This is a genomic window from Collimonas sp., from assembly GCF_035566375.1.
Classification (GTDB): Bacteria; Pseudomonadota; Gammaproteobacteria; order Burkholderiales; family Burkholderiaceae_D; genus Collimonas.
Genome location: NZ_DATMRK010000084.1, coordinates 131,410 through 146,176, shown reverse-complemented (window position 1 = coordinate 146,176; position 14,767 = coordinate 131,410). Strand labels below are relative to the sequence as shown.

Below are 14,767 nucleotides of genomic sequence, written 5' to 3'. Positions count from 1 at the left end.
CCTGCCGGTAATACCGTGCCCCTGCCTCCGGGACTTTTTATCTAAAGTCACAAATATGTCAAATATCGCTTGAAAACCGAACAATTACTCGGTTATAGTGATTCCGGTAAGCATCAACGTATGACAAAACTAAAAAGTGTCTTGTCGGAATAACCGGCCAGGGCACGCCCATGATCAGATTGGAGACAATGAAAATGGCTTACCCAAATACTTACTTTCGACCACAGCGGTACACATCAGCATGGGGTGCCCTAACATGACGACCGCATCCCCGATTGAACAAAACGGCAAACTCAAGCGTCAGCTGAGCTACCGCGATCTGGTGTTCTACGGCCTGGCTTATACCGCGCCGGTGACACCGCTGACCATGGCCGGATTCGTCTGGGCTGTCTCGGGCGGCCTGCCGGTGCTGGCCTACCTGCTCGCTGCGTTATGCCTGTACTTCACCGCCAACAGCTATGCGGTGATGACGTCGGCGATGCCCAGCGCTGGTTCGGTGTACAGCTTCGCGAGCAATACGATGGGGCCGTTCGCCGGTTTCATTTCAGGCTGGATGATCCTGCTTGACTACCTGCTGGTGCCCGCCTTCATCTACATCCTGAGCGCGGTGGGCCTGGAAACCCTGATGCCGCAAGTCGATCGCGCAACCTGGATCGTGATCACGGTTGGCGCCACGTCCGTCGTCAACTGGTTCGGCGTCAGCGTCACCTCGTGGGTCAGCAGCGTCTCGGTCGTGCTGCAACTTCTGCTGGTGGCCGTCGTGGTGACGCTGTTGCTGTTTGCCCTGCACGGAGGCATGGGCAGCGCGGCGTTGACGATGGCGCCGCTGTTTGAAGCGAGCAAGTTCCATGTCAGCAGCGTATTGGCCGCCACCGCGGTCTGCGTGACGGGTTACCTCGGCTTCGATGCAGTCTCGACCCTGGCCGAAGAAGTCAAGGATCGCGACACCAGCCTGATCGGCAAGGCGATCCTGACCAACCTGGCCCTGACCGGCGGCACTTTTGTGCTGGTCACCTGGGTGATCGGTAACATCCTAGCCGGTTTCCCGATACACGATCCGGCTACCGTGATCTACGAACTGGCGGCCGCCATTGGCGGCAAGGGAGCCGCCATCGGGCTGGCCTGGTTCCTGACACTGGTGGTGGGCGTGCCGAATGTGCTGCCGATGCAGGTCGGCGTGGCGCGCGTGCTGTATGCGATGGGCCGTGACCAGACCTTGCCCTCGATTCTGGCCAAAGTGAATCGGCGTCACGGCAATCCGTATGTGGCGATGATCGTCTCGACCAGCATCTCGCTGGCCATCGCGCTGTTCATGAGCGAGCGGATCAGCGATCTCGCGATCCTTATCAGCTTCGGCGCGCTGACCGGCTTCGTGTTCGTGCATCTTTCCGTGTTGGCTCACTTTGGCCGTCGTCCCGGCCACAGCTGGCGGTCTCACGTGGCCATGCCGCTGATTGGCATCTGGGCGGTGGTGATGATCCTGTCCAGCCTGAACGCCATGGCTCTGACTGTCGGTACCTGCTGGTGCGCCACCGGTATCGTCTACTGGCTTGTGAAGCGCTATTGGAATGGCGCCGTGAACGCATCTTCCAGCCAGATCCGTTGCGAGTCCGGCAGCAGTCCCGACGTATCCGAACCACCTCAAGCCACCTAATAAAATATAAAAGCCTGAAAGAGACAACATGGCACACTCTCCCTTGAAGCGTATCCTGGCCTCGGTGATGGACGTGGCGCGCCTGCGCAACGAACATGGTGTATCGACCGAAGCGGCGCTGGCGCTGCAGCACGAGCGGCGCCAGCTGCTCAAGATGTCGGCCGCCGGTTCGGTGGCGATGCTGGCGTCAAGCCCGCTGCTGTCGGCGGCGGCCACGCTCGGCAGCGGTGGCAGCAAGGGTAGCAGGGGTAGCAATGTGCGCGTCGTCGTTGTCGGCGCCGGCCTCGGTGGCCTGGCCTGCGCCTACGAGCTCAAGAAGGCCGGTCTGTCTGCCACTGTGTACGAAGCGTCGGACCGGCTTGGCGGACGTTGCTTTTCCAATACCACCAGCTTCCCCGGACAGGTGGCCGAGAACGGCGGCGAACTGATCGACACCGGACACGTCGAGCTGCGCAAGCTGGCGGCCGAGCTCGGACTGACCCTGGACGACCTGGCTGCCTATGACAAGGAGCAGGGCGGCGCGATGACTTTCTGGATCGGCGGCGAGCGCTATACCTATGAACAGCAGGTCAACGACTTCGCCGCCGTCGCCGGCCAGTTCGACGCCGACAACCGCGCGGCGCCCTGGCCGCAGACCTACGACAAACATACCCAGCGCGGCCTGGAGCTCGACCACATGTCGAGCACCGACTACATCAGCCGCTATGTACCGGGTGGGCTAGGCTCGAAGTTGGGCCAGTTGTTCAAGCTGCTGATGGACACCTCGGCCGGCATCGCCGCCACCGAGGCCAGCGCACTGAACCTGGTGGGCTTCTTCGCCGAAGACGGTTCTGACGAGCGCTTCCACATTCGCGGCGGCAACGACCAGCTGGTCAGCGGCATGGCAGCGCGCCTCGACAGCAGCCAGATCGTCAAGGGACATGCCCTGACCCGGCTGGTCAGGAATGGCGACAACAGCTACACGCTCACCTTCAGCAATACCGTCAGCAACACCGTCAGCAACACCAGCGGCAGCGTCAATGTGGTGGCCGATCATGTGGTGCTGGCGCTGCCGTTCTCAATCCTTCAGAGCGCGGTCGACTACAGCAACGCCGGCTTCGACAGCATGAAGGTCGCGACTATCCGGAATTTCAGGATGGGCATGCATGCGAAGTTCCAAATGCAGTTCAAGCGCCGCATCTGGCGCGAGCAGGGTTACACCGGCCTGACCGACAACGATACCGGCTACCAGATCAGCTGGGAAGTGACGCGCGCCCAGCCGGGCGCCGAGGGCATCCTGACCTGCTTCTCGGGTGACAAGGTGGCGCTGGCGATGAACGACAAACCGACCGATCAGAAAGCTGCGGATGCACTCAATGGGCTCGATCTGCTCTTCCCTGGAATCAAGCCCTTGTGGAACGGTCGTGCGCTGCTGAACTACTGGCCTGGCTACGAATGGACCAAGGGCGCCTACTCCGCCCATCCAATGGGTAGCCTCACCAGCTACCACGGCTATCAGGGGGTGCGTCAGGGGAACTGCCACTTTGCCGGCGAACATACGTCGGTCAAGCACGCCGGCTTCCTCAACGGTGCGGTCGAGAGCGGTCAGCGCTGCGCCAGCGCGATCATCCTCGCGTTGAGTGGCAAATGAGTGGCTGGCAGTTTTGCCGCATGTGCGGTTTTATGAATTCTTTAGATAACTGGATATACCATGCTTGCGAATCTTTCCTGTTTTGACCCGCTGCACCCGCAGATTTACCTCGATGGCGCCTATGCGCCGGCGCTTGCAGAACAGCACAAGGACTCCATTAATCCGGCCACGCTGGCGCTAGTCGGGCGCTACCCCTTGTGCGGGCAAGCCGACGTCGAGCGCACGGTGGCCGCTGCCAACCTGGCCCAGAAGCAGTGGAAGAACACCGATACCCAGAGCCGCGCCGCGCTGCTGCATAGCGTCGCCCATGCGATCGAGAATTCGACTATCCGCAGCGAGCTGGCACAGCTGATTTGCCGGGAGATGGGCAAGCCCTACCCGGACGCGGTGGGCGAACTGTCGATCTGCGCATCGGTGTTCCGCTATTACGCCGAAATGGCGCGCGACGATGGCGGCACGGTCGCCGGTTCCAACCTGGCCGGTTCGTTCCAGCACATGCGCTATGAGCCGTACGGCGTCAGCGTGCACATTTTGCCGTTCAACTATCCGATACTGTTGCTGTGCTGGACGGTGGCCGCCTCGCTGGCCGCCGGCAATGCCTGCATCATCAAGCCGGCCGAGGCGACAGCGCTGTGCACCCTGCAGTTCATGGCGCATTTCGCCGCGCTGCCCGCCGGCCTGGTTGCCTGCCTGCCCGGCAATGCCGACACTGCTCAGTTGCTGATCCAATCGCCCGGCACGCATGCGGTGGCATTCACCGGCAGCGTTGCCGCGGCGCGCGCGGTGGGCGTCGCCTGCGCGCAGCAGATGATGCCTTGCGTGCTCGAGGCCGGCGGCAGCGATCCGATGATCATCTCGCGCCACGCGCCACTCGAGGTGGCCGCCGCTGGCTGCGTCAATTCCGCCTTCCTGCTCAGCGGGCAAGTGTGCACCTCGTCCGAACGCTTCTTCGTCGTCGACCAGATCCACGACGCCTTTGTCGCCGAGTTTGCCCGCCGCACCCGCCAGCTGCGGGTCGGCGACGGCATGGGCATGGCCGAGATCGGCCCGCTGGTCAGCAAGGCCGCGCGCGACAAGGTGGCGCGCCTGGTGCAGGAGGCCATTGAGCAGGGCGCACAATTGGTCTGCGGCGGCCGCATTCCGCCCGATTGCCCGCCCGGCTGGTTCTATGAGCCGACCATCCTGACCGGCGTCACCCCGCAGATGGCCATCATGCGTGAAGAATGCTTCGGGCCGGTCGCAGCCATCTGCCGCGTCGCCGACTTCGACCAAGCGCTGTGGCTGGCCAACGATTCGGAATTCGGCCTGGGCGCCTCGGTCTTTACGACCGACCTGGCCGAGGCGATGGAAGCGGCCAGCCGGCTTGAATCCGGCATGGTCTGGATCAACAACCCGCTGATCGACAACGATGCGCTGCCTTTCAGCGGCAGCAAGATGTCCGGCCTCGGATGCGAGCTCGGACGGCGTGGACTGGATGCATTTCGCCGCACCAAGATGGTCATCCTCGATCACCAGCCGCGCATCCACGACTGGTGGCTGCCGCGCCCCGACGAATCTTTTTATCCGGCCCAGATGGCCGCACCTCAATGATCACTCTTAGACCAGAAACCTGCATGCAAGACACTACCTATCTCTCCGCCACTGATCTGCTAACGCGCTTTCGCGACGGCAGCCTGAACCCGGTCGACTACTTCGAGGTGCTGGCCGCAGCCGCCGAACGCCAGCAAGCCACAATCAACTGCGCCGCCGGTTTGTTCCTGGAGCAGGGGCGCGCCATGGCGCGCGAGTCGCGGCGCCGCTATGCTGAAGGCACTGCCCGGCCGCTGGAGGGCGTGCCCGTCATCATCAAGGAAGAGACCGGCGTCAAGGGCTGGCCATGCCCGCAGGCCTCGCTCGTGTTCAAAGACAAAGTGGCGGTCGAGAACCATCCGATTGTCGACAAGCTGCTCGACGCCGGCGCCATTCTCTATTTCCAGGCAACCAATCCGGAATTCTGCGTGCTTGGGCACACCTGGAGCAAGATGTATGGCGTCACCCGCAATCCATGGGCTCCGGCATATTCCGTCGGCGGTTCCAGCGGTGGTTCCGGTGCGGCATTGGCCGCCGGCGTCGCGCCGCTGGCCACCGGCAGCGACATGGCCGGCTCGATCCGCCTGCCGGCATCGCTGTGCGGCGTGTATGGTTACAAGCCGCCATCCGGACGACTGCCCTGCGCTCCTGGTGCTGAATATATGACGCAGGCAGTGGTGGGGCCGATGACGCGCAGCTTTGACGACCTGGTGCTGATGCAGAACGTGCTGGCCGGCCCCCATCCCACTTCCTTCACCACGCTTCCTTACACCGCACTGCCCACAGAATACGGCGACCTGAGCGGCATGCGCATTGCCTACAGCCCGGCCTTCGGTCATCCGGCGCTGGCGAGCGACATCGAGCACAACCTGCTGCAGGCGCTCGAGGGCCTGCGCCGGCGTGGCGCCATCGTCGAGGAAGTCGCGCTGCGTTGGGATCTCGATGAAATCAACCAGGTGCTGCTCGATGGCCTGAACGCGTTGTTCGTCGACGAATTCATGACCGATATCGCGGACGCTGACGCAGACAAGCTGTGCAGCTATACCGCCCACATGCGCCAGAAGGCCGCCGTGCATCATCCTTCCATCATGCCGAGCGCGGCGCTTGGCCAGCAATTGCACCGCGACATGCATGAAAAGGTCTGGGGCAAGGGCTATACCGCCTTTATTTGCGCCTCGATGCTGACGACCGACTTGGCGGCCGACCAGGATCCGGTGGCCGAGCCCTTCATAAAGGTGGGAGCCCATCAGGTCGAAGCCAACCTGGGATGGTGTCTGACACCGCCTTTCAATTTGCTCAATCGCTATCCGGTGCTGGCAGCGCCGACCGGCTTGTCGGAGCTGGGTGTGCCGACCGGGATGCAGATTGTCGCCAATGCGTATGACGATGAAACGGTGTTCCGGGTTGCCTCTAATCATGCGCGGGCGGGCACGTCGCGGCTCTTCATCGAGCAGTTCCCTGCACTGGGCCAGCAAGCATGAAGCCGTGTGGCATAATCGGCACGTTACCTACAGACACGTTACCTGCAACTACCAAACTGAAGCAACTCAGCATGCCCAATAAGAAATCTCTGGTCTCGTCAGAGTCGCCCGCCACCGGCAAGGCCAAAGCCAAGCCGGCTGCCAAGCGGCGCGTTCCGCAACAGGAGCGTGGACACAAGACGATTGAAGTGATCCTGCACGCCGCGGGCGAGGAAATCGCGCGCGGCGGGTTGGCCAAGCTGACCACCAAGCGCATTGCCGAAGCCGCCGGCCTGTCGGTGGGCGGCCTGTATGAATACTTCCCCAACAAAGAAGCGGTGATCCATGCGTTGGCCAGCCAATGGCTCGAGCGCGTCAAGGACGGGATCGCGGTCATCCACCCGAGCAAGACAGGCTGCGTGGACTTGGTCCGTTACATGGGCATGGTGTATGACGCGGTGCGGCCGCAGTACGAACAGGTACCGGGCGTGAGCGTCCTGATTTCCTTGCTGGCGTCGGTGCCGGCGCTGCATGCGCTGGAACGCCAGATCGACCTGCAGGTCAACGCCTTGCTCACCGATGCGATTTCCCACCTTCTGCCGTACGTCGGGAAAGAGCAGTGCAGCGCCTTGGCGCGGACCATGACCATCCTCGACCATTACCTGTTGATCGAATCGATCATGCGCGATCCGGCGCATGCCGCGCTGTTTGATACACACCATCGGATCTGCGTGCATGCGCTGGCGGGCCACCTCATCTTGATGAATGAACAGGCGCGGCCGGCGGCAGCCGCAGTCAGTGCAGCACCCCAGTCAGATCCCCGGCCAGCATCCTGGCCAGCTCCGCGGCCGGAAGCGCCGCCGGACGTCACCTAAGTTCCATCCCTTCCCCTGGCGGACAGCCGGCGTCGGTGTGTACACTGCGCCGCGCCGTCCCGCCACAGACACCTCCACTCAACATCCGATTGCCGGCAACGCCCATTGGCGGCGGCGAACGCCGCGCCATGCGGTCGTATCACCAGAATTGAGACAAGATCATGAACTCCAGCCACACGATTGCCTTCTCCAAAGACCAGCTCGCCAGCGAGACGTATGCCCGCTTCATGGTCACCGACATCGACGGTGTCTGTCGCGGCAAGCAACTGTCAGGCGAAAAGATCGCCAGCATGCTCGACGGCGGCGGCACCATCGCCAGTGCCGTCTTCGGCTGGGATATCCAGGACCAGTTATACGACAACGTCAGCTTCACCGGCTTTCACACCGGCCTTCCCGATATCGGCCTGCTGCTCGATCCGACTACTGCGCGCCGTCTGCCATGGGACAACAACTGCTGGCTGATCCTGGGCGAACACACGCGGAACGATGGCTCACCGTTGCCGATCTGTCCGCGCCAACTGTTGAAACGGGTGCTGGCCAAGGCCGATGCGATGGGCTATTCGGCACAGGTGGGCGCCGAATTCGAATGGTTTGCGCTGGCCGAGACCGAGCTGTCGGTACGTGCCAAAAACTATCGCAATCTGCAAAGCGCCACCCAAGGCATGACCAACTATTCACCGTTTCGCATCGATGCCCAGCAGGCGTTCGTGCGCGACCTGTTCACTAACCTGAACGCCATCGACGTGCCGCTTGAGGCCATACATACCGAGGCCGGACCGGGCAATTTTGAAGCAGCGATCCGCTATGGCGATGCGCTCAAGACGGCCGACCGCGCGGTCCTGTTCAAGGAGTCGGTGCGCGAAATCGGCCGCCGCCACGGCCTGCTCAATACCTTCATGGCCAAGTATTCGGAGGCGTACGCCGGCTGCGGCCAGCACCTTCACCAGAGTCTGTGGCGCGATGGGCGCAACTGCTTCTACGACGAGCAGGGCGAACACCGCATGAGTGAGACCATGCGCCACTTCATCGCCGGCCAGTTGCATTGCCTGCCGCACTTGCTGCCGATGGTTGCCCCTTTCATCAACAGCTACAAGCGCCTGGTGGGTAATAACCTGGCCCCGGTAAAACCGACCTGGGCGGTGGACAATCGGAACGTGTCGCTGCGCGTCATTCCCGGCAGCCGCCACGCCATGCGGCTCGAGACCCGCACCCCTGGCGCCGATGCCAATCCCTACCTGGCGATTGCGGCAGCGCTGGCATCCGGACTGTACGGCATCGAGCAACAGCTGGCGCTTGAGCAGCCGCCGGTTTCCGGCGCCAACTGCGGCGCTGAACAGCTCGAACGCCTGCCGCGCACCTTGGCCGAGGCGACGGCGGCGATGGAGCGCTCGCCGTTGGCGCGCGAGTTGTTTGGCGAGGAGTTCGTGCGCCATTTCGTGCAAACCCGGCAATGGGAGATCGCCCGTTTCAACCAGAGCGTGACCGACTGGGAACTGGAGCGCTACCTTGAACTCGCGTGATGCGCGCAACCCGGACCGTTTGCAAGGGAAAACCAACATGAGCAGCCAGCGTATCCAACGTATTGACTCGTACTACAACGCCACCGTCAACAGCAGCCATTGTTTCCCGCAGCTGGAAGGTGAAGTCAAGGTCGATGTCGCCGTCATCGGCGGCGGCTTCACCGGCCTTGCCAGCGCCTTGGAACTGGCGGAGCAAGGCAAGAAGGTCGCCCTGGTCGAAGCCAACCGGATTGGTTGGGGCCAGTCCGGGCGCAACGGCGGGCAGGTTACAGGCAGCCTGTCGGGTGACGGCGCCATCCTGCGTCAGCTTGCTCGCCAGGTCGGTCAGGACGACGCCGCGGCGTTCATCTGGTACCTGCGCTGGCGCGGCCATGACATCATCCGCGAGCGCATCGAGAAATACGGCATCGCCTGCGATCTCAAGTTCGGCCATCTGCACACCGCTTACAGCCCCGGCCACATGCGCGCGATGCGCGCCACCTACGACGACATGGCCCGGCGCGGTATGGCCGACATGGTGGAACTGGTGGAGGGAAAGGACATCGGCCGCTTCCTCGATACGCCTCTCTACCATGGGGGTATTTACAACCGGAAGAATATGCACCTGCATCCGCTGAACCTGTGCCTGGGCGAGGCCCGCGCCCTTGCCAGCCTCGGTGGCCTGGTGTTCGAAGATTCGCCGGTGCTGGAGATTATCCACGGCGCGACCCCGGCGATTCGCCTGCCCAAGGGCCGCATCGTCGCCGGCCAGATTCTGCTCGCCGGGGATGTTTACCACAAGCTGGAACGGCGCAAGCTGGGCGGCATGATCTTTCCCGCCGCCGGTGGAATTGTGACGACCGTGCCCCTGGGGGATCTTGCGCGCCAGCTCAATCCGCAGGACGTTGCGGTCTATGACAGCCGCTTTGTGCTCGATTATTACCGCATGACTGCCGATGGACGCTTGCTGTTTGGCGGGGGCGCCAATTATTCAGGCAAGCCGTCACGCGACATTGCCGCCGAACTGCGCCCGTGCATCGAACGCACTTTCCCGCAGTTGCGCGGAGTAGAGATTGGATTCGAGTGGAGCTGCGATATGGGCATCGTGATCAACCGGATTCCCCAGCTTGGCAAGCTGGCGCCGAATGTCTGGTATGCCCAGGGTTATTCGGGGCATGGCCTGGCCACCTCGCATATCGTGGGGGAGGTGATGGCAAAAGCTATCGGCGGGACGATGGATAAGTTTGATGTGTTTCAGCGCTTCAGCCATGTGCGGGTGCCGATGGGGGATTGGATGGGGCGGCAGTTATTGGCGCTGGGGATGCGCTATTTCCTGATGATGGAGAGGTTTCGATGAGGTGGGGGATTCCGCTTTGGTTTCGCCTGGAACCGATCTGGAATCTGCGGCCGCTGCCCTCGCCAAAAAATGGTTCCAGATAAATTCAATAACAAACAATTCGATAACAAACCGATTACAAACCGATTACAAACATGATGCATCGTCCAATTATCATTCTTCCCGCATGCGCCCTCCAAATCGGAGTTCAGCAGAGTCATGCCGCCCAGTCCAAATACGTCGACGCGGTTGTTCTCGGCGCGGACTGCGCACCTTTGATCCTGCCTGCGCTCGGGGACTCGAGTGACCTTGAGGCTGTTCTTTCCGTCTGCCACGGCATCATGCTGACGGGGTCGCCTTCCAATATCCATCCTCGTCATTACGATCAGGATGTACTTGACCCTAAGCTGCCTCAAGATGCGGCGCGCGACGCGACCACGCTGCCGCTGACTCGCGCCGCGCTGGAACGCGGTCTGCCGCTGCTGGCCATCTGCCGCGGTTTTCAAGAGATCAACGTGGCGCTGGGCGGCAGCCTGCATCAAGCCGTTCACGACGTAGCGGGAAAGCACGATCACCGCGAAAACAAGGCAGATACATTGGAGCGGCAATACGCGCCGTCCCATGCCGTAGTCGTCGAGGCCGGCGGGCGCCTGGCGCAGATTTTTGGCGGCGCCGGTGAACTCAGCGTGAATTCACTGCACGGTCAGGGCATCGACCGACTTGCCGACGGCCTGACCGTGGAGGCGCGCGCTGCCGACGGCCTGGTGGAAGCCTTTTCCGTCACCGCTGCGCCCGGTTTCACGATGGCGGTGCAATGGCATCCTGAATGGCGAGTCGCCGATAACCCCGAAGCTATGCGCCTGTTCGGGGCTTTCGGCCAGGCTTGCCGCGATTATCAAGCCGAGCGCGGACGACCGTGAGCGCCGACGGTAATTCGGCGCCGTCAGGCCTTTCCTTGACGGTGCGCCTGCCTTGTTATTTCCGTTAATATTTTACCAAAGCCGAGTAAACAATCGGTTTGATGAGGAGGTGCTCAGGAGTTCACCTGGGAGCTGTACCTTCCGCAACATCGGCCTGACGCTGGGTATGGCGTGAGCGGGTAGGGGGCAGGCAGGGGACATATAGGCAACTTGCTCTGTTATCGACGACACCTTCTTAAGCTGGCGTGCAGCGGCTTCCTGTGGGTGGTCTGCCCGGCCAGCGGGGAGTGTTTTGCTGAGATCGCGGCCGGCATCGATATCGACGCGGAGGTTGCTGTGTGGCGGTCTCCGAGGCTTTTTTGCTTAAATTCACAGGGATGGCAAATATCGCTTGAAAGCCGAACAATTACTCGGTTATAGTAATTCCAGTTTCACTGAATTAAGAAAAAATGAAGAATAAATTATAAAAACTAAAAGGAGATGGGAATATGCGTCGGAAAAATGCATGGATTTTCGCCGGAATATCGGCGCTTGCGGTTAGCGAGGCAGCGGCGTTGGAATTCGACACCGGGTCGATACAGGGCAGTGTTAATTCAAACGTGACGGCCGGTCTTGGGATGCGGACCAAGGATCCGAGCTGTTCTTTGATAGGCGTGCCGGATGCCTATGGCTGCGGAGCGAATGTCAACACGGATCAATGGGCAAACGGCGACAACGGGAACCTGAATTACAAGAAGAACCAGTTGTTCACCGGATATCTGAGCCTGACAAGTGAGGTACTGTTAAAGATGCCGTCCGAGGGTCTGAAATTCCTCGCCCGCGGCACTGCATTTTTGGATCCTATGGCGCAAAAAACGCAGACGACTCCCTTGGCCAGCGATGCACGCGCACAGATGGATCACCGGGCGAAGATACTCGACTTGTGGCTCCAAAAAGACTTCTCTATCGATGACCAGGCCGCGCACTTGCGACTCGGGAATCAGGTAATCAACTGGGGCGAGAGCATTTACGCGATCGGTGGCATCAATGCTACCAATGCGGTGGATGTGCAGACTTTACTGACTCCGGGAACACAGCTTAAGCAGGCATTGCTGCCTGCCCCAATGCTCAGTTTCGCGAGTAGTTTGCCGGCTGGTTTTTCCACGGAAGCCTATTACCAGTTCCAATGGATGGGCAATATTTATCCCGCAGTTGGTAGCTACTGGTCTATTTCCAATAGTACCGGGCGCGGCGCCATACCAGCCTTGTCTAATCCATCCAACTTTAATGTTGGCGGTCTGGATCCCACAACGGCGTTCCCGTATACCAACGTAGTGGCCAACAACAGGCCGCAATATGGCTTGAAGTTTGCTTATAGTCCCCAGGGCGCACAGGTCAATTTTGGCGCCTATTATGAAAGCTATACGGACAAGTCGCCGGTATTGAGCACCGTGGGCAACGGCACCGCTGGTCAGTATTCGTATCAGAAAAATCGTGACATGTTCGGTGTCAGCATGAATTTCCCCTTGGGACATTGGGCGGTCTCTTCCGAGCTTTCCTATCGGCCGCGTGATGCCGTTTCCATGTCCTCATGCTTCCTGGCCGGCGGGCCGGCTGATCTGAATACGAATGGCGCGTCAGGTAATTGCACTATGTTCAAGGATAACAAGAGGTACCAGTTTACCCTTAACGGCCTGTTATCCATGACGCCGTCCAGCCATCCTGTGGTGAAGTGGCTGGGTGCTGATCAGGCACAGTTTACTGCAGAGATGTCGGTGATTTACTACCCGGGCATTGATTCGAACAAGCAGTATACAAGCACGGCAAATGGACAAGCTGTATATCAATTGCCGGCCGCCGGATACAACACGTGGCTGGACTATAACTCTGGTAGTGGCTATCCGATCGCGACGGGGCAAGGTACTTCGAAGTCCGCCGGCTACACGCTGGACTTCAACTGGACCTATGACGGATCCGTTCTTAATGGCTGGCAAGTGACGCCTGGCGTCACGTTCTCCAACTCGTTTTCAGGGTACACGCCAAACTTCACCGCAAATTACGCGCGTGGTGCGAAATCAGCCAATTTTTACGTGCTATTGACGCAAAACCCGGCAACCTGGCAGGCCGGAATTAACTATACGGCGTTCTATGGCGGCAATAGCGGTTTTGCTCAGCCGTATGCAGATAGAAATTTCCTTGGCCTTTACGCCACCCGGAATTTTTAATCCCGGTGCTCCAGGCCAAGCTGAATGATGTTTCAAACCTTTAAATAAATAAAAGGAAAATAAAATGAAGATGGAGATGAAATTGAAAACTGCCGCCGCCATGATTGCCATGTGCATAGCGAGTGGTGTTTTGGCTGCTGATGCCGATAAACTTGGCACGGAATTGTCACCGGTTGGCGCAGAAAAAGGCGGGAATAAAGACGGCTCCATTCCGCCACTCGGAGCCAAAAGTGCGCCTAAGGATGGCTGGGCTTATGGCAAAAACCGCGAAGACTATTGGGAGTACGGCAAAGAGAAGCCGTTGTTCTCTATCGATGCCTCAAACGTCGAAAAATATGCTGACAAGCTGTCGCCTGCGCAGACAGTACTGATCAAGCAGACCAAAGGATATCGGATGGATATTTATCCGAGCCACCGCAACTGTGGATATCCGGACTTCGCTCAGGCCAACACCAAGACCAATGTGGCACACGCGAAGATTGGGAGCGACGGCTGGTCGCTGGAGGACGTGGTTTTGCCTGGCGTACCGTTTCCGATCCCAAAAAGGGGGATCGACGTGATCTGGAATTATCTTGCTCTCTACATTGGCGTCGGTATGGAAATACCGAGTGGATGGACTTACGTCTCTCCACGACCAGGCTCAACGGAACCGATTAAAGCCGGTTGGGAATCAGCTCTTTACACGCCGTCCGGCAAAAAGGGGGCGAATTCCCTGGAAGACATCAAAGGACTCCTGTTCGGTTTGTACTATAGCTATACCAGTCCGGCTGCCTTCGCTGGTCAGGGGCTGGTTGCGAGTGCCTACTTTAAAAACGACGATGAAACGTTCTACTATTTTACCGGCCAACGTCGGGTGCGACGTCTGCCTGCGTACACCTATGACGCGCCCGTCATCGGTTTTGAAAACCAGTACCCGGTCGATGCAACCAACCTGTATAGCGGCACCCCGGACCGTTTTGACTGGAAATTGGTGGGCAAGAAGGAGATGTATATCCCTTACAACAATTTCAAGTTCAGCGACGGAAAAATCAAACTATCGGACGCCTTTCAGGACCACATAATCAACCCGGCTCTCGGCCGTTATGAATTGCATCGCGTCTGGGTTGTCGAGGGAACCCTCAAGCAGGGCTTCCGCCATTCTGCGCCGAAGAAAGTGATGTATTTCGATGAAGATAGCTGGATTGCTGTGGCTGGCGATGACTATGACGCTCAGGGAAAAATCTGGAAATACAAAGAAAACCAAAACATCCCGTCTTGGGAAGTCGGTGCATGTGTTCCGACTGTGTTGGATATGTACGACCTGAACAACGGTCGCTTTGTCGCAGATAACGTTGTTTTTGGGACCGGGAAGGACGCTCACTGGCTCGTAGAAGCAGGAAGCAATCCTCATATGAAGCAAAGCTTTTATACCGCTGAAAGTCTGAGAGCGATCAGCGAGCGTTAATAGCTTTAACACACTAGCTTTAACACACAAGCTTTAACACACGCCGGAGGCAAACCTCGCCACATAGAGAATCTCTAGCATGGCAAGGTTTGTCGCGGCTTGTGCCGGAATCATCAGCATCAAATGGTTGGTTTTTCGAGAAAAAAATTCATAAAACATCCGAAAAACCAGGCAAC

General features: G+C 59.5%; 10 protein-coding genes. All 10 read left to right on the top strand.

Annotation, left to right across the window (positions count from 1 at the left end; all coding sequences use genetic code 11):
* Positions 1 to 256 precede the first annotated feature (256 nt).
* Positions 257 to 1,654: an APC family permease gene (locus VNZ60_RS25005; protein WP_325664078.1), complete on the top strand. Its 1,398-nt coding sequence runs from the start codon at positions 257 to 259 to the stop codon at positions 1,652 to 1,654.
* 28 nt (positions 1,655 to 1,682) lie between these two features.
* On the top strand, positions 1,683 to 3,284 hold the full coding sequence (locus VNZ60_RS25000; protein WP_325664076.1) for a flavin monoamine oxidase family protein: 1,602 nt from the start codon (positions 1,683 to 1,685) through the stop codon (positions 3,282 to 3,284).
* 60 nt (positions 3,285 to 3,344) lie between these two features.
* A complete protein-coding gene (locus VNZ60_RS24995) occupies positions 3,345 to 4,874 on the top strand; it encodes an aldehyde dehydrogenase family protein (RefSeq protein ID WP_325664075.1) in 1,530 nt (509 codons plus the stop codon).
* Between the two features lie 23 nt (positions 4,875 to 4,897).
* On the top strand, positions 4,898 to 6,334 hold the full coding sequence (locus VNZ60_RS24990) for an amidase (protein WP_325664073.1): 1,437 nt from the start codon (positions 4,898 to 4,900) through the stop codon (positions 6,332 to 6,334).
* Positions 6,331 to 7,188, top strand: coding sequence for a TetR/AcrR family transcriptional regulator (locus VNZ60_RS24985; RefSeq protein ID WP_325664071.1), 858 nt, complete (start codon positions 6,331 to 6,333; stop codon positions 7,186 to 7,188). The genes VNZ60_RS24990 and VNZ60_RS24985 overlap by 4 nt, the downstream gene beginning before the upstream one ends.
* 161 nt (positions 7,189 to 7,349) lie before the next feature.
* Complete coding sequence (locus VNZ60_RS24980) at positions 7,350 to 8,708, top strand: glutamine synthetase family protein (RefSeq protein ID WP_325664069.1); 1,359 nt, start codon at positions 7,350 to 7,352, stop codon at positions 8,706 to 8,708.
* Positions 8,695 to 10,044, top strand: a complete 1,350-nt coding sequence (locus VNZ60_RS24975; RefSeq protein WP_325664067.1) for an NAD(P)/FAD-dependent oxidoreductase — start codon at positions 8,695 to 8,697, stop codon at positions 10,042 to 10,044. Before VNZ60_RS24980 ends, VNZ60_RS24975 begins: the two co-directional genes overlap by 14 nt.
* 134 nt (positions 10,045 to 10,178) lie before the next feature.
* Positions 10,179 to 10,943, top strand: a complete 765-nt coding sequence (locus VNZ60_RS24970; protein WP_325664065.1) for a gamma-glutamyl-gamma-aminobutyrate hydrolase family protein — start codon at positions 10,179 to 10,181, stop codon at positions 10,941 to 10,943.
* A gap of 488 nt (positions 10,944 to 11,431) precedes the next feature.
* Complete coding sequence (locus VNZ60_RS24965; RefSeq protein WP_325664063.1) at positions 11,432 to 13,147, top strand: DUF1302 domain-containing protein; 1,716 nt, start codon at positions 11,432 to 11,434, stop codon at positions 13,145 to 13,147.
* A 64-nt stretch (positions 13,148 to 13,211) separates the two neighbouring features.
* On the top strand, positions 13,212 to 14,591 hold the full coding sequence (locus tag VNZ60_RS24960; protein ID WP_325664061.1) for a DUF1329 domain-containing protein: 1,380 nt from the start codon (positions 13,212 to 13,214) through the stop codon (positions 14,589 to 14,591).
* The last annotated feature ends 176 nt before the right edge of the window (positions 14,592 to 14,767 follow it).